Here is a 17,152-nt window from a genome sequence, read left to right as displayed (position 1 = left end):
AGCGGGCATTTCGATGCAAACGTTGGATCTGATCGACTATTTCCGGCTCGATTTCGACGTCCCCGATCCCCGTCCAGCCCAGGCACCGTGGCCGCGGGTCGCGCGGATCGCCACCGAACCCGGCATCGCCATCGCGCGGACGGAGGCCGATCGGCACGCAGCCCGCACCGCGCCGGACGATCACAGCGGTCCGGTGCTGGTCGCGACGCGGCAGCGCCGCACGCTCGCCTCCTTGCGGCTGGTGCACGCCGCCGATGCGACCGGCGAGGCCGGCCTCGCGGCGCTGCGCGACACCGTCGCTCCGCACCACCTCGCCGGCACGGTCCTGCATCAGGTCGCGATGGCGCCGGGCCGGCCGGGGCGGGCGCTCGTCGAGCGTCTGTTCCGGCAGGCGTATCGCACCGCCATCCTTGCCGGCGGCCGGACTGGCCTGATCGCTGCAGTCCCGGTCTTGCGCGATCTGCTCGTCCCGCTCGGCTGGCGCGCAACCGGGGCGGGCTATCGCGACGCGGTCGCCGGGGACGTCGTGATCCTCCGGCTCGATCTGTTCGACCTGGACCGGCTGCGGGCGGCCGGATCGCCGTTGCTGCAGGTCGCCGAAGATCTGCTGCGCAGCGCCGAGCGGTTGCTGTACGACGGGCGGTGAGCCGGGCGGCGCGAACGCCGGCGTGTCGCCGGCGGGTTCGCCGATCAACCCGCCTTGAAGACCTAGCTACATCCGGCAAATGCCCGGAAAACCACTGCATTCTCCGGGCAATCTCAGCCGCAAAGGGCTGACCTGCGGCGTTTTGTGCTGTACCTTACGCTTTGTTCATCTTCCCTTCAGGTGAAAAGCGCCTTGCTGTGGTCCGAACGACGCGATCCCGGCACCGGGGCGCCGGTTCGACGTCAAAATCAGCCCCAAGCCATTGAAGCCGCGCTGGTTTTCTCAGAGAATCACGGCCTGGACAGGAGCCGCGGAACGAACCGGCACGTGCGGCGGGCGCCGCGACGATGCGTTTGAAAGAGCACGATGTTTGACCTTGCAATCGTAGGTGGCGGCCCGGGCGGTCTGATGAGCGCCTGGTATCTCAAACGCAAGCTCGGGGGCCTGTGCAAGGTCACCATCTTCGAAGCCTCCGACCGGCTCGGCGGCAAGATCGTCACCCAGAAATTCGAGACCGCGCCGGCGATGTATGAGGCCGGCGTCGCCGAGCTGTACGACTACTCGATGACGGGGCCGGACCCGCTGCGGGAACTGGTGCAGCATTTCGGCCTGCAGACCATTCCGATGGACGCCGAACAGGTGCAGCTCGACGGCGAGTTGCTCGCCGACGTTCCCGGTATGCGCAAGAAGTACGGCGACAAGACCGCCGAGGCGATCCTGGCGTTCCGCAAGAAGTGCACCGAGCAGATCACGCCGACCGAGTACTACGAGGGCGTCGGCGCGCACGACAACGAGCACCCCTGGGCCTGGACCAATTGCGAGCAGCTGCTCGACAAGGAGATCGAGGACCCGACCGCCAAGCGCTTTTTCAAGGTGATGGCGCGGTCCGATATCGCCACCGAGAGCCACAACACCAACGGCCTCAACGCGCTCAAGAACTTCGTGATGGATATCGACGGCTATATCGGCCTTTATTCGATCCAGAACGGCAACGAGCAGCTGATCGAGTGCCTGCGCTCCGAGATCGACGCCGACATCCAGTTCAATCATCGCGTCCTCAAGGTCGGCAAGACCGAGAGCGGCCGCTACGAGCTGAACATGATGAACGGCAAGGGGCCGGAGACCCGCGACTTCGACCTGGTGCTGATGTGCCTGCCGCACAACTGGCTCGCCACGCTGAGCTGGGGCAACGAGCAGTTGCGCAAGGCGATGGTCAAGCACATCGCTTATTTCGACCGCCCGGCACACTATTTGCGGATCTCGCTGCTGTTCGATTCGCCGTTCTGGGGCGAGAAGATCCCCGGGTCATGGTTCATGTCGGAAGCCTTCGGCGGCTGCTGCGTCTACAACGAGGGCTCGCGCCACGATGTCGGCAAATACGGCGTGCTCAACTTCCTGATCGCAGGATCGGACGCGCTGGCGTTCTCCAACCTGACCGACAAGGAGCTGATCGAGCTGGCGCTGAAATCGCTGCCGGCCGCGCTCGGCGACGTCCGTGGTCACTTCCTCGAAGGCAAAACCCATCGCTGGCTGTCGTCAGTGAACTGCATCCCCGGCGGCCTGCCGGTGCGCGACGTGATGACCAACCACCGCCCGGAACCGAAGAGCCATCCGGGCTTCGTCATCGTCGGCGACTACCTGTTCGACTCTACTCTGAACGGCCTGCTCGATTCCTCCGACGCTGCAACCGACATCATCGTCACCGAGACCATGAAGCTGCGCCGCGCCCGCAGCAACGGCGGCAAGCCCGTGACCGACAAGATCGATCGCGACTATTTCGAGAACTACCGCAATCAGGGCCCGTATCGCGACGTCTGGAACCGCTTCACCGATCCGGATTACCTGATGCAGACGATCAACACGGCTTGGGGCGAGCCGCATGGCTACAAGCTGCTGGTCGCCGGTTCGGCGAGCGGCGAACTGGTCGGCGCGCTGCGTCAGCGCGGCGTCGAGGCGTTCGGCGTCGAGAACAACCGCTACATCCATGCGAAGACGCCGGAGGCGCTGAAGCCGTTCAACAAGCTCGGATCGATCGTCGATCTGCCGTTCGACGACGAGGAATTCGACTTCGTGTTCGAGACCAGCCTGTGCCACGTCGCCGACAACCGCGTGGTCAAGGCGATCCGCGAGCTGAACCGGGTGACCCGCACCGGTTTGATTTTCGGCTCGGTGACCAGCGACATGGAACCGGAGCTGATCGACCGTTACGACCTGCTGCGCGGCGTGAAGAAGCTCGGCACCTGGTGGGAATGGTCGGAGCTGTTCTTCAACAACGGCTTCGATCTCGCGGTCCATCGCAACGATTGCGGCGACGCGCTGTGGGAGATCGCGGTCAAGGCCGGCAAGGGCCCGGGCCAGTGGTACGGCGACGCCGACAGCCTGCGCTATTCGTTCTTTGACAAGGTCGAGGACGACGAGGACGCCGACGATTGAGCGGGCTTTGCCGGACGGTGCCGTTCGCCTAAACAGATTCCGCGCGCCGTGGCTTGAACGAGTCACGGCGCAGCTCATTGTGATCGCGGGTCCGGTTCTCCCCAACGGTTCGAGTCATGGCGCGCAAGCGTAAGCCACCAGCCAATCCGGCCGCCAAGCCGACCGATACGTCGAACGACAAGCCGACCGGGCAGCCGCCCGCCGGCGACGGTGCGGCCGCCGAGCCGGCGACTCCGGCGTCGCCGCTCGACGAGAAGTTTGCGATTCCGGTGGGCACCGGCGCGCCGGTGGTGCCCAGCACCAAGCCGCAGGTCAAGCAACTGATCGCCGACAAGACTCCCGCCGCGCCCGGCGCCGCCAAGGCGGTCGCGGACGACGACGACGGCGATGAGGAGGACGACGACGAAGACGACCTCGACGACGACGACGAGGAGGACGAGGAACTCGTCGTGTTCACCGCACGCGAGGCCGCCGGCGCGTTCGCGACGATCGCCCGGTTCATCCGCCCGGTGGTGGTCAATTACAAGAAGATGCTGGCGTTCGTGGTGTTCGGCGTGGTCGTCGAGACGCTGTTCAACGTCATCATGCCGCTCAGCCTGAAGTTCCTGATCGACGATGCGCTCGGTGAGGAAGACTTCCACGAACTCTACAAGATCCTGTCGGTGCTGGCGGTCGCCGGGATCATCACCTCGATCGTCGCGGTGTGGTACGAGCGCTGGGACGCCCGGCTCGCCGCCGTGGTGGTCGCCGACGTCCGCACCCGACTGTTCGAGCACGTCCAGCGCCTGCCGGCCGGCTACTTCGCCCGCACCAAGCGCGGCGAGATCCTGTCGCGGTTCTCAATCGACATGGCGGCGTTCGAAAGCGTGGTCGAGATCCTCGCCAACACCGCGCTGCTGCCGTTCCTCGAACTGATCGCCGGCATCATCCTGATGCTGTTCCTGAACTGGCAGCTCGCGGTGGTGGCGCTGCTGATCTTCCCGATCACTTTGATCGGGCCGCGAATCCTGACGCCGAAAGCGGTGCAGGCGAACTACGAGCAGAAGGTGCAGGAGGCCGGGGTGCTCGGCCTGGTGCAGGAGAATGTCGGCGCCCAGGCGGTGGTCAAGGCGTTCAGCCTGCAGCGCAAGATGTTCGGCTTCTTCTCGCTGCGCAACCAGGCGACGCGGCAGAAGATGGCGCAGGCCACCTTTCTGACCTCGATGGTCGAGCGATCGGTGACGGTGTCGGTGCTGATGCTGCACCTGGTGGTGCTGGCGATCGGCGCCTATCTGGCGACCACCGGTCAGATCACCGTCGGCACCTTCGTCACCTTCGAGAGCGCGTTCTGGGAGGTGTCATACAACATCGCCCATCTGATGCAGTTCATCCCGGTGTCGATCCAGGCGGCGGCCGCGGTGCGCCACATGCAGGAGCTGCTCGACGAGAAGACGCCGATCGCCGACAAGCAGGGCGCAGCCGAGATGCCGCGCATCGTCGACAACATCGCGTTCGAGCGGGTGTCGTTCGCCTATGAGGGCGCCGAGCGGCCGGTGATCGACAATCTCAGCCTCAAGCTGAAGGCCGGCAAGACCATCGCCATCGTCGGCCCGAGCGGCTCGGGCAAGAGCACGCTGCTCAACATGGTGCTGCGGCTGTACGATCCGACCGAGGGCAGGGTCTCGGTCGACGGCGTCGACATCCGCAACGTCACGCTGGACTCGCTGCGCCACAGCATGGCGGTGGTGTTCCAGGAGAACATGCTGTTCAACATGTCGATCCGCGACAACATCCGGCTCGGCAAGGAAGGCGCCACCGACGCCGAGGTGGTGCAGGCGGCCAAGAAAGCGGAGATCCACCGCTTCATCATGAGCCTGCCGGAGAAATACGACACCGTGGTCGGCGAGCGCGGCGACACGCTGTCCGGCGGCCAGCGCCAGCGCATCGCGATCGCCCGCGCGATCGTGCGCGATCCGTCGGTGCTGCTGCTCGACGAGGCGACCTCGGCGCTCGACCAGACCACCGAGGCCGCGATCAACAAGACGCTGATGAAGCTCGCGCGCGGCCGCACCATGATCTTCTCGACCCACCGCCTGACCAGCGTGGTCGACATGGACGAAATCGTCGTCATCTCCGCCGGCCAGGCGATCGAGCGCGGCTCGCACCAGGAGCTGCTGGCCAAGAACGGGGTGTATCGCAAGCTGTGGGACGACCAGAAGCGCCACGGCGCCCGGGACGATGACGACGACGATGATGACGACGACGAGTAAATAGCCGGGCGTCAGTCGGCGAGGCGGCCGAGCCGGTTGAGTTCGGCCCTTACGCCATCGGCATCGGCGAGATCCGCTTCGATCTCCGCGTGGAGCTTGCGCCAGATCGGCACCGCTGCGGCCAGCGTCTTGCGCCCGCTAGGCGTCAGCCGTAGCAGCCTGGCACGCCGGTCGGCCGGATCGATCAGCACTTCGAGCAGGTTGCGCCGCTCCAGCGGCTTCAGGTTCGCCGTCAGCGTGGTCCGGTCCATGGCCAGCAGCGCGGCGACGCTGCCGAGCGGGGCGGGCTGCGGCCGATTCAGCGACATCAACAGCGAGAATTGACCGCTGGTGAGCCCGGCCGGCTTCAACGCGAGGTCGAACCGCCGCGCCAGCGCCCGCGCCGCGCGCTGGGCGTGCAGGCACAGGCAGCTGTCGCGCACCAGCAACGTGGTTTCGAAGCTCGGTTCGGCCGACGGACGCATTGAGAACGGCTCTTGACAAGCGATGGGCGATATACGTTGATATCAACCTAATGACTGGGGTTCAAGCGCGCTCGTGCGATCGCGCGTCGCCGGGCGGACAGGAGAGGAAAACTGCATGAAGATCGTGACCAGCCTGAGCTTCCAGGGACAGTGCCGCGAGGCGTTCGAGTTCTACGCAAAGGTGCTGGGCGGCAAGATCACCGCGGCATTCCCCTATGGCGACGCGCCGCCGGAGATGCCGGTCACCGATCCGAAGTACAAGACTTGGCTGATGCACTGCTGGCTCGAGGTCGGCGATCAGGCGCTGATGGGCGCCGACATGGACACCGGCTGGGCTCCGAACATCGACAAGCCGAAGAACGGGTTCGACGTCACCCTGCACACGGAGGACAAGGCCGAGGCGCAGCGCTGGTACGAGCAATTGTCCGAGGGCGGCAAGCCGATGATGCCGTTCGGCGAGACGTTCTGGTCGCCCGGCTTCGGCTCGCTGATCGACCGCTTCGGAATTCCCTGGATGATCAACACGCTGCCGGCGTCGGCCTGACGGCGGCGCGGGGCCGGCGAAAAAAAACGCCGGCCCAATGTCGGCCGCGGCGGGGTCGCTTCGTCCTCGGAGTATGGGAGACCCAGTCCTTTCGCGCGAGTCTTTCAACGTCATTGCGAGCGAAGCGAAGCAATCCAGCTGCGCGCACTGAGCTGGATTGCTTGGTCGCGGAGCCTGTGCCCGGACGGCGCATCGCGCCGATCCGGGTGCTCCTCGCAATGACGCGGCAAGCACTCGTGCAACACGGAAACGACCATGAACCAGTCCTATCGTTGGGTGATCGTTGCGGCCGGCGGCGTGCTCGGCTGCGTCGCGGCCGGTGCGATGTTCTCGTTGCCGGTGCTGATCAGGCCGATGTCGCAGGACACCGGCTGGTCGGTCACCGGCATCTCCACCGCGATGACGATCGGCTTCCTGGCGATGGCGGCCGCCAGCATGCTGTGGGGCAATCTGTCGGACAGGTACGGGCCGCGCCCCGTCGTGCTGGCAGGATCGGTGGTGCTGGCGGCCAGCCTCGCGCTCGCCAGCCGCGCCGGTTCGCTGATCGAATTCCAACTGCTGTTCGGCGTAATGGTCGGCGCCGCCACAGCCGCGGTGTTCGCGCCGATGATGGCCTGCGTCACCGGCTGGTTCGACACCGGGCGCGGCCTTGCGGTGTCGCTGGTGTCCGCCGGCATGGGCATGGCGCCGCTGACGATGGCGCCGCTGGCGGCGTGGCTGGTGACGATCCACGACTGGCGCGGCGCGATGCTGATCATGGCTGCAGTGGTCGCCGCGCTGATGATCCCGGCGGCGCTGCTGGTGCGGCGGCCGCCGGCGCTGGAAGCGGGCGGCGCCGAGGCGGCGGCGGTGGATGCTGCGGACGAGATGACGGTGGGGCAGGCGGTGCGCTCGCCGCAATTCGTCACGCTGATGCTGGCCAACTTCTTCTGCTGCGCGACCCATTCCGGTCCGATCTTCCACACCGTCAGCTACGCGGTGACCTGCGGCATCCCGATGATCGCGGCGACCACGATCTACAGCGTCGAGGGACTGGCCGGGATGTTCGGCCGGATCGGCTTCGGGCTGGCCGGCGACCGCTTCGGCGCGCAGCGTGTGCTGGTCATCGGTCTCTTGGCGCAGGCGTTCGGGGTGCTGGCCTATGCCTTCGTCGGCGGGCTCGGCGGTTTCTACGCCGTCGCGGTCGCGGTCGGCTTCATCTACGCCGGCACCATGCCTCTCTATGCGGTGATCATCCGCGAGAACTTCCCGCTGCGGATGATGGGCACGATCGTCGGCGGCACCGCGATGGCCGGCAGCCTCGGCATGTCGACCGGCCCGGTGCTCGGCGGGCTGATCTACGATGCCTACGGCAGCTATGCGCCGATGTACGTCGCCTCCTGCGCCATGGGCCTCGCCGCGATGCTGATCCTGGCGACGTTCCGGCCGTTCCCGCCGCGGCGGGTGGAACTGGCGGTGGCGTAGCTGGGGGCACAGTTCCGTACCCGGAAAGCGCTGCGCCTACGCCTGGAGCGAAGTTGCCGCGACATCCGGGCTGGACAGACCACGCCAGAGCAGATCAACTCGCGAGCGAGCTTCATGACGATGAGGTCGTGTGATGGGTTCCGAGCATTTGGAGCGGAGCTATCGGCAGGGCCGGCGTTGGTTCGGCGCAGCCGCGTTGATTGGCTGTGCTAGCGCGGTGGTGGGAAGTGCGCCCGAGGCGTTCGGCTTCGCGGCTCCGTTTCAGACGAGCTCGACCTTCAGCGTCGACCCCGGCCAGTTCGGCATCCGCGCGATCGCGACCTATCTGTGGCGCCGGGGAGCGGACGAGATTGCAATTCCGCGCACCGAGGCAATGTATCGGATCTCGAAGAATCTGGAGTTCGACTTCTCGCTTCCATTCGAAGCCCGAAGCGAAGCGGACACCTTCACCTACGGACCGGGATCGGCCGAGTTGGCTTTGGGCTACCGGGTTCTCGATGCACCTGACGGATCGTGGTTGCCGTCGATCGGCTTCGCGCCGCAGATCAGCCTGCCATCGGTGTCCTCACAATATGGGATCGGCTCATCGCACCTGCGTGGCTACTTCCCGGTGATCTTCGAGAAGAGCTTCGGCAAATGGTCGCTCATCGGCAATATCGCTTACGGACTGAATCCGGGGGCGGACAATCGGGACTATGTCTATGTTGGCCAAGCGATCTCGCGTGAAGTGACGGATCATCTCAGCCTCGGCCTCAACGCCTATTATCAGAGCGCGACCAGCCGAACGACGCCCGAGACGGCGGGGCTGGAATTCGGCGGAAAATACAAACTAGCCGACAAGCAGCATTTGTATTTCTCGGTCGGCCGGGCATTTCTCAATGCATCGCAGACCAATCAGTTCAGATCGTACCTCGGCTACCAGATCGTGTTTTGACGCTGGGACCTCACGATAGGCATGGCCGCCATCGCGGCGGCATCGCGGGGGGCTGGCCTATGCGCCCTGTGTTGGTTCGGAGCCGGCGAGCGGCTCGGCGTCGCGGCAGAGCCAGGCTGTGCTGATCGCCAGCAGCAGGGTGGAGGCGGCGCTGGCCCAGGCCATGCTGTCCCAGCCGGCCCAGGTGCCGGTGCCGAGCAGACGAATGACGACCGGCCCGATGATTTGTCCCACGGCGAACGCCACCGTCATCCGCGCCAGCAGCGGCGTCAGATTGGCGGGGCACAGCTCGCGGGCAAGCTGAAGTCCGGCCATCGTCGCGACCATGAAGGTGCCGCCGACCAGCACGGCGGAGGCGGCGAGGGACCACAGCGCGTGGCTGATCAGCGGCAGCGCCGTGCCGACCGCCATCGTCCCTTGCGCCAGCGCCCACACCCGCCGCCGCGGCCAGCCGTGGAGCCGATGAGCCGCCAGCGCCACCGAGATCGCGGCGGCCAGCCCGAACAGCGGCCAGGTGATGCCGAACACCAACGGGTCCGCGGTCAATTCCCGCGCCATCGCCGGCAGGAAGGTGGCCGGAATGATGTAGCCGAAGCCGAAGACACCGTAACACGCTACGATGTCCCACTGACGATCCGCACTCTTCGCCACGAGTTGCGCGTGCGCAGGCGTGACTGCCGGTGGCGGTGCGCTGGTCCGGCGTCCGAGGCCGGCGGCGACGATGATCGTTCCGGCGGCCGTGATCGTTCCGAGTTCGAGCCACAGCGCGGAAGCCGTCTGCTGCCCGCCGAGCCAGGCGATCGTTCCGGCCAGCGCGATGCCGAGACCGACGCCGCAATAGATCCAGGCGCCGAGCTGAGGCCTGTGGCGCCGCGCGAGTTCAGTGAGGCACCAACTGCTGGCGCACACCAGCGCCCATGCACTGCAGACCCCGGAGACGGCGCGGAGCACTGCGCCGACAAGCTCCATCGAGTCGCGATCGATCCACGCCGGTGCCATCGTCGACAGCGCGATGCCGACCAGCGACAGGCGCACGCCGAGCTGGGGATGGCCGGCAAAGATCGAGGCGGTCAGCGCGCCCGCCAGGTAGCCGGCGTAGTTCGCGGCCGCCCATTCGGCGCCGGCGGCGGCATTCAAGGTGCCGTCGCGCAGCATCAGCGGCAACAGCGGCGTGAACGCGAACCGGCCGATCCCCATCGCGGCGGCGAGCGCCACGATGCCGCTCACGACGATCAGCCAGGTCGGCGGATGAGGGGCAGCGGCTTCGGCGGAACTACGTTGCATCAGGTCGACCGATTCAATCATGGGCTCGACAACAGCAAATCGGGCCGATGTTGAAAAATGAATTATTTTGAAATATCGTTCTCGATATGAGAATAATGGACCTCGACGACCTCGAGATTTTCCGCGCCGTCGTCAGGGAGGGCGGAATCACCCGCGCGGCGGACCGGCTGCACCGGGTGCCGTCCAACGTCACCACCCGCATCAAGCAATTTGAGGAGCGGATCGGGCACAGCCTGTTTCGCCGTCAGGGGCGCGGTCTGGTCCTCACCGATCTCGGCCGCACCCTGCTGAGCCACGCCGAACGTCTGCTGCAGTTGGCCGACGCCGCCGAGCAGGAGTTGCGCAGCGGCAAGGCGAAAGGCGTGCTGCGGCTGGGGTCTCTGGAAAGCGCCGCCGGGGTGCGGCTGCCGCCGCTGCTGTCGCGCTTTCATGCGCGCTACCCCGACATCGCGATCCAGATGACGACCGACACCACCGGTGCGCTGCTTCGGCAGTTGGAGCGGTTCGAGATCGAGGCCGCCTTCGTCTCAGAGCCGTTCGAGCCGGGTAGCTTCGCCTCAGTCGCGGCGTTCGAAGAAGAGCTGGTGCTGATCACCGCCAAGGGCGACCGCCCGCTGCGCCGCTCCGCCGACCTCGGCGGCAAGACGGTGGTGGCGTTTCCGCACGGCTGCTCCTACCGCCGGCGCCTGATGGAATGGCTGGCGTCCGAAGGCGTATCGCCCGACCGAATTCTCGACCTCGGCTCCTATCACGCCATCGTCGCCTGCGTCGCTGCAGGCTCCGGCATCGCGATCGTGCCCGCAGGCGTGCTCGATCACGCCGCTTTGGGCACGGCGGTCGACCGCCATCCATTGCCGGCGAAGCTGCGCAAGAATCGGACGCATCTGGTGTGGTCCGGCGATCCGAGTTCGCTGCTGCAAGCCCTGATGGCGCTGATTTCGAATGCGGGTGCGAGGCGGCGGGGCGGTGGATAGCAGAAGGTCGTTTGACTGAGCATGATCTGCGTGACGCTCGTTCTTCGACCGCTTCGAGATTGAAGCAGGCGTGCAGCCTTGCTTGCATGAGGGTGGGAGGGCTGGTTGTGACCCGTTGCGGCATCTGCCGCGCCTCCGCCGCCGGGATCAGCCCGACCAGCCGCTCCGCCGGCCTCAGTTCTTCGTCAGATACAGCGGCGTCCGCACGGTGAGCTGATAGGCCGGCTTCGGCGTCCACGACACCTGCGCGGTGATGCCGAACAGCCGGTTGTCGTTGTCGTCCATCTTGTCGAGATCGATCCGCAGGATCGGCTGGGTGAAGGCATCGATCGGGGTGAAGCGCAGCAGCTCGGCGCCGCCGAACGATTGCAGGCCGGCGCGGCCGGTCAGCTTCCAATTGCTGTCCCACTGATAATAGCCGCCGAGCCAGCCGATGGTGTTCGGACGGATCGCTGCGCGGTCGGCGTCGATCGCGGTGGTGGTGAACTGAACGCCGGCAAGCACGCCGCGGGTCTCGTCGGCGTCGAACGCGTAGGACGCCTCCAGCACGGTGTTGACCGAGGTGGTGGCGAGCGGCCCGCTCGGCACCGAGCGGGTGAGGGTGGTCTGCAGCGTCAGCGTCGGCAGCGCGCCGCCGTCCTGGCGATAGATGTCGGCCTGGAAGCCGACGTTCCAGCTGGTGATGTCGACCGAGCTCCAGCCCGCACCGCTTTTGCTGGTGGTGGTGCTGAAGCCGCCGTACAGCGAGACGCGGTCGTTGACGTCGATGGTCAGCGGGACATCGAGTTCCACGCTCTGGCTCGCCGGCAGCGTCGGCGCCTGCAGCGGCGGCAGCGCCGCCAGTTCGCGCAGTCGGGACAGCACCGCGATGGTCGGGCTCGCAAAGCCGATCGACAACACCCCGGCCGGGGTGCGGCCGTAGCTGGTGCGGAGGTCGAGATAGATATTGGGGTAGGTCTGCGCCGGCGCGTCGTCGTCGTCAGCCGCCAGGGCAGGCGCGACGGCGAGCTGCAGCGACACGGCGGCCGCCGCGACCGCCGCCATGTGTCGCGGCACCACCCGATCTCGCCCCGAACCCGCCATCTCGTTCCAACCCATGCTGCGGCTGGCCGACCACGTCGCCCCGCCTGGCACTTAGCCACAGCGATTCCGCCGCCGGCAATCAGGATCGTCCGGCTTCTGTGGATCGCGCCGCCGCCGGCCGCGATCGTCCTTGAACGGGACGGCGGGTCTTGGTCGAATGGAAGGGGGATTGTTGGGGTATCAAATTACCGAATATCGCGGTGGCGTGTTGGCGGCGCCGCCCTGTGCCGAATCGAGACGGCAGGACGAAGCGAATCCCCCCGAGTCGGAGGCGGATTCGCCCGGGCAGTACCTGACGATTCTATGAATCCCGTCGTGAGGAGCGTCGGTCCGGCCCTTGCCAGCGGGCTCCGGAGTCCGAAATCGGACCTTCGCCGCGGCCGAAGCGGGACGCGACAACGCCCCATTCCATAGGCATTTCACGCCGGTCGGGCAGGGAGCCGAAAGTCGTCGCCGAACCGTCATCAAGCGGCGGTTTTGCCTTGACTTGGGGGTAGTCCGCCGATACAACCCGCCCACTTCAAGACAGGCGGTGAGCTTCGCCAACGTCGGAACGGAACACCCGGGCCGTCCTTTCAAGGACTTACGGGCACCACCCTCGACCCAAGTCGCTCAAACGCTGTCGACATAAGCCAGGCAATGCCAGGACATTGAGCGTTCTTTCGGGGCTCTTTCTCGTCAGGACGGTTTTGGAAGCATGACCTCGGTAGGAGTCGGTCAGCGGAAGCTGCCCGGTCTTTGCTGCGGTCCTCTGTTGCGTGGAAGCGCTTTCCGCTCAGCGATGAGTGGCTGGCGCGATTTCGCTTTGCGTGATCGAACTCGGGTTCGGTCGGGTAGGGCGGCCGCTGGGGCGGGTAGCCCCGAACGAATTTGCGAAACCGACAGACGGTTTCGCGCGAAGCTTGAGGGTGAAGGCGAAGATGCCGACGATCAACCAGCTGATCGCAAATCCGCGCGTGGTGCAGAAGTCGCGCAAGAAGGTTCCGGCGCTGCAGCAGTCGCCGCAGAAGCGCGGCGTGTGCACCCGCGTCTACACCACGACGCCGAAGAAGCCGAACTCGGCGCTGCGTAAGGTCGCCAAGGTGCGCCTGACCAACGGCTTCGAGGTCATCGGTTACATTCCGGGTGAGGGTCACAACCTGCAGGAGCACTCGGTGGTGATGATCCGCGGCGGCCGCGTCAAGGACTTGCCGGGCGTGCGCTACCACATCCTCCGCGGCGTCCTCGATACCCAGGGCGTCAAGAACCGTAAGCAGCGCCGTTCGAAGTACGGCGCGAAGCGTCCGAAGTAAGCGGGGAGAGCATCCATGTCCCGTCGTCACGCCGCCGAAAAGCGCGAAGTTCTGCCCGATCCGAAGTTCGGGAACATCATCGTCACCAAGTTCATGAATTCGGTGATGTACGCCGGCAAGAAGTCGGTCGCCGAAAGCATCGTCTACGGCGCCTTCGACCTGATCGAGGCCAAGACCAAGCAGCCGCCGCTCGGCGTGTTCGAGCAGGCGCTCGACAACGTGATGCCGACCATCGAGGTCCGCTCCCGCCGCGTCGGTGGTGCCACCTATCAGGTGCCGGTCGAAGTCCGTTCGACCCGTCGTCAGGCGCTGGGCATTCGCTGGCTGATCGCCGCGGCCCGCGGCCGCAACGAGAAGACCATGACCGAGCGGCTGTCCGCCGAACTGCTCGACGCCTCGAACAACCGCGGCAACGCGGTGAAGAAGCGTGAAGACGTGCACAAGATGGCGGAAGCCAACCGCGCGTTCTCGCACTATCGCTGGTAACGGCGAAGCAACGGAATCAAGGAAGACGCTATGCCCCGCGTTCACGCCATCGAGGACTACCGCAACTTCGGCATCATGGCCCACATTGATGCCGGCAAGACCACGACGACCGAGCGCATCCTGTTCTACACCGGCAAGAGCCACAAGATCGGCGAAGTGCACGAAGGTGCCGCGACGATGGACTGGATGACGCAGGAGCAGGAGCGGGGCATCACCATTACGTCGGCCGCCACGACCGCGTTCTGGAACGGTAAGCGCCTCAACATCATCGACACCCCCGGCCACGTCGACTTCACCATCGAAGTCGAGCGCAGCTTGCGCGTGCTCGACGGTGCCGTGTGCGTTCTCGACTCCAATCAGGGCGTCGAGCCGCAGACCGAGACGGTGTGGCGCCAGGGCGACAAGTACAAGGTTCCGCGCATCGTCTTCGCCAACAAGATGGACAAGACCGGCGCCGACTTCTTCAAGTGCCTGCAGGACATCGTCGATCGCCTCGGCGCCAAGCCGGTGGCGATCCAGCTGCCGATCGGCTCCGAGAACAACTTCAAGGGCGTGATCGATCTGGTCCGCATGAAGGCCGTGGTGTGGGACGACGAGTCGCTGGGCGCCAAGTTCCACGACGACGAGATCCCGGCCGATCTGCTCGATCAGGCGAAGGAATATCGCGAGAAGATGATCGAAGCCGCCGTCGAGCTCGACGACGACGCGATGGGCGCTTATCTCGAAGGGACCATGCCGGACGAGGCGACCCTGAAGCGTCTGATCCGCAAGGCGGTGCTGACCGGCGCGTTCTATCCGGTGCTGTGCGGCTCGGCGTTCAAGAACAAGGGCGTGCAGCCGCTGCTCGACGCCGTGGTCGACTACCTGCCGTCGCCGCTCGACGTGCCGGCGATCAAGGGCACCGACGACCAGGGCAACGAAGTCGTGCGCAGGGCGGACGACAAGGAGCCGCTGTCGCTGCTGGCGTTCAAGATCATGGACGATCCCTTCGTCGGCACCATCACGTTCTGCCGCATCTACTCGGGCGTTCTGCAGAGCGGCACCGGCGTGGTGAACTCGACCCGCGAGAAGAAGGAGCGCATCGGCCGCATGCTGCTGATGCACGCCAACAACCGCGAAGACATCAAGGAAGCCTATGCCGGCGACATCGTCGCGCTGGCCGGCCTGAAGGAAGCGCGCACCGGCGACACGCTGTGCGATCCCGCCAACCCGGTGATCCTCGAAAAGATGGAATTCCCGGAGCCGGTGATCGAAATCGCGATCGAGCCGAAGTCGAAGGCCGACCAGGAGAAGCTCGGCATCGCGCTGGCGAAGCTGGCGGCCGAAGATCCGTCGTTCCGGGTGTCGACCGACCTCGAGTCCGGTCAGACCATCCTGAAGGGCATGGGCGAACTTCACCTCGACATCAAGGTCGACATCCTGAAGCGCACCTACAAGGTCGATGCCAACATCGGTGCGCCGCAGGTGGCGTTCCGTGAGCGCATCACCAAGAAGGCCGAAGTCGACTACACCCACAAGAAGCAGACCGGTGGTACCGGTCAGTTCGCGGCGGTCAGCTTCGTCGTCGAGCCGAACGAGCCGGGCGGCGGCTACGTGTTCGAGTCGAAGATCGTCGGCGGTGCGGTGCCGAAGGAGTACATCCCGGGTGTCGAAAAGGGCATCGAGAGCGTGCTGTCTTCGGGCGTGGTCGCGGGCTTCCCGGTGGTCGACGTCAAGGTGACGCTGGTCGACGGTAAGTACCACGACGTCGACTCGTCGGCGCTGGCCTTCGAAATCGCCTCTCGTGCCGCGTTCCGCGAAGCGCTGCAGAAGGGCAAGTCGGTTCTCCTCGAGCCGATCATGAAGGTCGAAGTGGTGACCCCGGAAGACTACACCGGCTCGGTCATCGGCGACCTCAACTCGCGGCGTGGCCAGATCCAGGGTCAGGACATGCGCGGCAATGCCAACGTGATCAACGCGATGGTGCCGCTGATGAACATGTTCGGCTACGTCAACAACCTGCGCTCGATGAGCCAGGGCCGGGCGAACTTCACCATGCAGTTCGACCACTACGCGGAAGCGCCGGCCAACGTGTCGGCTGAAGTCCAGAAGAAGTTTGCCTGATTGTCGCAGGTGTGAGCCGCGACTGAACGGAGAGAGCAATGGCCAAAGCAAAGTTTGAACGTACGAAGCCGCATTGCAACATTGGGACGATCGGTCACGTCGACCACGGCAAGACGTCGCTGACGGCGGCGATCACCAAGGTTCTGGCGGAGACGGGCGGTGCGACGTTCACGGCTTACGACCAGATCGACAAGGCGCCGGAAGAGAAGGCGCGCGGCATCACGATTTCGACCGCGCACGTCGAATACGAGACGACGAACCGCCACTACGCGCACGTCGACTGCCCCGGCCACGCCGACTACGTCAAGAACATGATCACCGGCGCGGCGCAGATGGACGGCGCGATCCTGGTGGTGTCGGCGGCCGACGGCCCGATGCCGCAGACCCGCGAGCACATCCTGCTGGCCCGTCAGGTCGGCGTGCCGGCGCTGGTGGTGTTCCTGAACAAGTGCGACATGGTCGACGATCCGGAACTGCTCGAGCTGGTCGAGATGGAAGTGCGCGAGCTGCTGTCGAAGTACGACTTCCCGGGCGACGACATTCCGATCGTCAAGGGCTCGGCCCTTGCCGCGCTGGAGAACTCCGATCCGAAGCTCGGCCATGACGCGATCCTGGAACTGATGAAGCAGGTCGACGCCTACATCCCGCAGCCGGAGCGTCCGATCGACCAGCCGTTCCTGATGCCGGTGGAAGACGTGTTCTCGATCTCGGGCCGCGGCACCGTGGTGACCGGGCGTGTCGAGCGCGGCGTGATCAAGGTCGGCGAGGAAATCGAGATCGTCGGCATCCGTCCGACGCAGAAGACCACCTGCACCGGCGTCGAAATGTTCCGCAAGCTGCTCGATCAGGGCCAGGCGGGCGACAACATCGGCGCGCTGCTGCGCGGCACCAAGCGTGAGGAAGTCGAGCGTGGCCAGGTGCTGTGCAAGCCGGGTTCGGTGAAGCCGCACACCAAGTTCAAGGCCGAAGCCTACATCCTGACCAAGGAAGAGGGCGGCCGCCACACCCCGTTCTTCACCAACTACCGTCCGCAGTTCTACTTCCGCACCACCGACGTGACCGGTGTGGTGCACCTGCCGGAAGGCACCGAGATGGTGATGCCGGGCGACAACATCGCGATGGAAGTGCACCTGATCGTGCCGATCGCGATGGAAGAAAAGCTGCGCTTCGCCATCCGCGAAGGCGGCCGCACGGTG

The 17,152-nt window shown here is 65.7% G+C and carries 14 protein-coding genes; 11 read left to right on the top strand and 3 right to left on the bottom strand.

Annotated features, from left to right (window positions below; translation table 11 throughout):
- Positions 1-13 precede the first annotated feature (13 nt).
- From DWA33_RS01775 to DWA33_RS01765, 3 genes are all read left to right on the top strand, one after another.
- Positions 14-646, top strand: a complete 633-nt coding sequence (locus DWA33_RS01775) for a hypothetical protein (RefSeq protein ID WP_147305248.1) — start codon at positions 14-16, stop codon at positions 644-646.
- Between the two features lie 366 nt (positions 647-1,012).
- On the top strand, positions 1,013-3,079 hold the full coding sequence (locus DWA33_RS01770) for an FAD-dependent oxidoreductase (RefSeq protein WP_114356396.1): 2,067 nt from the start codon (positions 1,013-1,015) through the stop codon (positions 3,077-3,079).
- A gap of 116 nt (positions 3,080-3,195) precedes the next feature.
- A complete protein-coding gene (locus tag DWA33_RS01765; RefSeq protein ID WP_114356395.1) occupies positions 3,196-5,328 on the top strand; it encodes an ABC transporter ATP-binding protein in 2,133 nt (710 codons plus the stop codon).
- 11 nt (positions 5,329-5,339) lie between these two features.
- On the opposite strand, the gene DWA33_RS01760 is transcribed toward DWA33_RS01765, so the two are convergent.
- A complete protein-coding gene (locus DWA33_RS01760; protein ID WP_114356394.1) occupies positions 5,340-5,792 on the bottom strand; it encodes a MarR family winged helix-turn-helix transcriptional regulator in 453 nt (150 codons plus the stop codon).
- Positions 5,793-5,907: 115 nt separating this feature from the next.
- Here DWA33_RS01760 and DWA33_RS01755 point away from each other — a divergent pair, with 115 nt between their 5' ends.
- The 3 genes from DWA33_RS01755 to DWA33_RS01745 all read left to right on the top strand — a co-directional run bounded on the left by DWA33_RS01755 (position 5,908) and on the right by DWA33_RS01745 (position 8,734).
- A complete protein-coding gene (locus DWA33_RS01755) occupies positions 5,908-6,336 on the top strand; it encodes a VOC family protein (protein WP_114356393.1) in 429 nt (142 codons plus the stop codon).
- A 255-nt stretch (positions 6,337-6,591) separates the two neighbouring features.
- Positions 6,592-7,800 carry an MFS transporter gene (locus DWA33_RS01750; protein WP_114356392.1) on the top strand — a complete coding sequence of 403 codons (1,209 nt, stop codon included), beginning with the start codon at positions 6,592-6,594 and terminating at the stop codon, positions 7,798-7,800.
- 133 nt (positions 7,801-7,933) lie between these two features.
- Positions 7,934-8,734, top strand: a complete 801-nt coding sequence (locus DWA33_RS01745) for a hypothetical protein (RefSeq protein WP_116080181.1) — start codon at positions 7,934-7,936, stop codon at positions 8,732-8,734.
- Positions 8,735-8,791: 57 nt separating this feature from the next.
- Here the strand turns inward: DWA33_RS01745 and DWA33_RS01740 are convergent, their stop codons facing one another.
- The gene (locus tag DWA33_RS01740; RefSeq protein WP_114356579.1) at positions 8,792-10,018 is read right to left on the bottom strand and encodes a YbfB/YjiJ family MFS transporter; all 1,227 of its coding nucleotides are present in this window, start codon (positions 10,016-10,018) and stop codon (positions 8,792-8,794) included.
- 95 nt (positions 10,019-10,113) lie between these two features.
- Here DWA33_RS01740 and DWA33_RS01735 point away from each other — a divergent pair, with 95 nt between their 5' ends.
- A complete protein-coding gene (locus DWA33_RS01735; protein WP_181902380.1) occupies positions 10,114-10,992 on the top strand; it encodes a LysR family transcriptional regulator in 879 nt (292 codons plus the stop codon).
- Positions 10,993-11,166: 174 nt separating this feature from the next.
- Here the strand turns inward: DWA33_RS01735 and DWA33_RS01730 are convergent, their stop codons facing one another.
- Complete coding sequence (locus tag DWA33_RS01730; RefSeq protein ID WP_167443101.1) at positions 11,167-12,036, bottom strand: hypothetical protein; 870 nt, start codon at positions 12,034-12,036, stop codon at positions 11,167-11,169.
- A 959-nt stretch (positions 12,037-12,995) separates the two neighbouring features.
- Between DWA33_RS01730 and rpsL the strand changes: the two genes are divergently transcribed.
- The 4 genes from rpsL to tuf all read left to right on the top strand — a co-directional run.
- Complete coding sequence (gene rpsL, locus DWA33_RS01725; protein ID WP_008969396.1) at positions 12,996-13,367, top strand: 30S ribosomal protein S12; 372 nt, start codon at positions 12,996-12,998, stop codon at positions 13,365-13,367.
- A 15-nt stretch (positions 13,368-13,382) separates the two neighbouring features.
- A complete protein-coding gene (rpsG, locus tag DWA33_RS01720; protein ID WP_107345081.1) occupies positions 13,383-13,853 on the top strand; it encodes a 30S ribosomal protein S7 in 471 nt (156 codons plus the stop codon).
- Positions 13,854-13,883: 30 nt separating this feature from the next.
- Positions 13,884-15,956: an elongation factor G gene (gene fusA / locus DWA33_RS01715; protein WP_114356388.1), complete on the top strand. Its 2,073-nt coding sequence runs from the start codon at positions 13,884-13,886 to the stop codon at positions 15,954-15,956.
- Positions 15,957-15,994: 38 nt separating this feature from the next.
- On the top strand, positions 15,995-17,152 hold a 1,158-nt coding region (gene tuf / locus DWA33_RS01710; protein ID WP_114356387.1), incomplete at its 3' end, for an elongation factor Tu.

The sequence above is a fragment of the Rhodopseudomonas pentothenatexigens genome, from assembly GCF_900218015.1.
GTDB lineage: Bacteria > Pseudomonadota > Alphaproteobacteria > Rhizobiales > Xanthobacteraceae > Rhodopseudomonas > Rhodopseudomonas pentothenatexigens.
The sequence above is the reverse complement of the archived record's forward strand: the minus strand, read 5'-3'. Positions and strand labels throughout refer to the sequence as shown.

What these genes read in the sequence shown, in the direction of transcription:
- DWA33_RS01775 (WP_147305248.1), top strand. Translation starts at nt 14, where the DNA reads ATGCAAACGTTGGATCTGATCGACTATTTCCGGCTCGATTTCGACGTC.
- DWA33_RS01770 (WP_114356396.1), top strand. Translation starts at nt 1,013, where the DNA reads ATGTTTGACCTTGCAATCGTAGGTGGCGGCCCGGGCGGTCTGATGAGC.
- DWA33_RS01765 (WP_114356395.1), top strand. Translation starts at nt 3,196, where the DNA reads ATGGCGCGCAAGCGTAAGCCACCAGCCAATCCGGCCGCCAAGCCGACC.
- DWA33_RS01760 (WP_114356394.1), bottom strand. Translation starts at nt 5,792, where the DNA reads ATGCGTCCGTCGGCCGAACCGAGCTTCGAAACCACGTTGCTGGTGCGC.
- DWA33_RS01755 (WP_114356393.1), top strand. Translation starts at nt 5,908, where the DNA reads ATGAAGATCGTGACCAGCCTGAGCTTCCAGGGACAGTGCCGCGAGGCG.
- DWA33_RS01750 (WP_114356392.1), top strand. Translation starts at nt 6,592, where the DNA reads ATGAACCAGTCCTATCGTTGGGTGATCGTTGCGGCCGGCGGCGTGCTC.
- DWA33_RS01745 (WP_116080181.1), top strand. Translation starts at nt 7,934, where the DNA reads ATGGGTTCCGAGCATTTGGAGCGGAGCTATCGGCAGGGCCGGCGTTGG.
- DWA33_RS01740 (WP_114356579.1), bottom strand. Translation starts at nt 10,018, where the DNA reads ATGCAACGTAGTTCCGCCGAAGCCGCTGCCCCTCATCCGCCGACCTGG.
- DWA33_RS01735 (WP_181902380.1), top strand. Translation starts at nt 10,114, where the DNA reads ATGGACCTCGACGACCTCGAGATTTTCCGCGCCGTCGTCAGGGAGGGC.
- DWA33_RS01730 (WP_167443101.1), bottom strand. Translation starts at nt 12,036, where the DNA reads ATGGCGGCGGTCGCGGCGGCCGCCGTGTCGCTGCAGCTCGCCGTCGCG.
- rpsL (WP_008969396.1), top strand. Translation starts at nt 12,996, where the DNA reads ATGCCGACGATCAACCAGCTGATCGCAAATCCGCGCGTGGTGCAGAAG.
- rpsG (WP_107345081.1), top strand. Translation starts at nt 13,383, where the DNA reads ATGTCCCGTCGTCACGCCGCCGAAAAGCGCGAAGTTCTGCCCGATCCG.
- fusA (WP_114356388.1), top strand. Translation starts at nt 13,884, where the DNA reads ATGCCCCGCGTTCACGCCATCGAGGACTACCGCAACTTCGGCATCATG.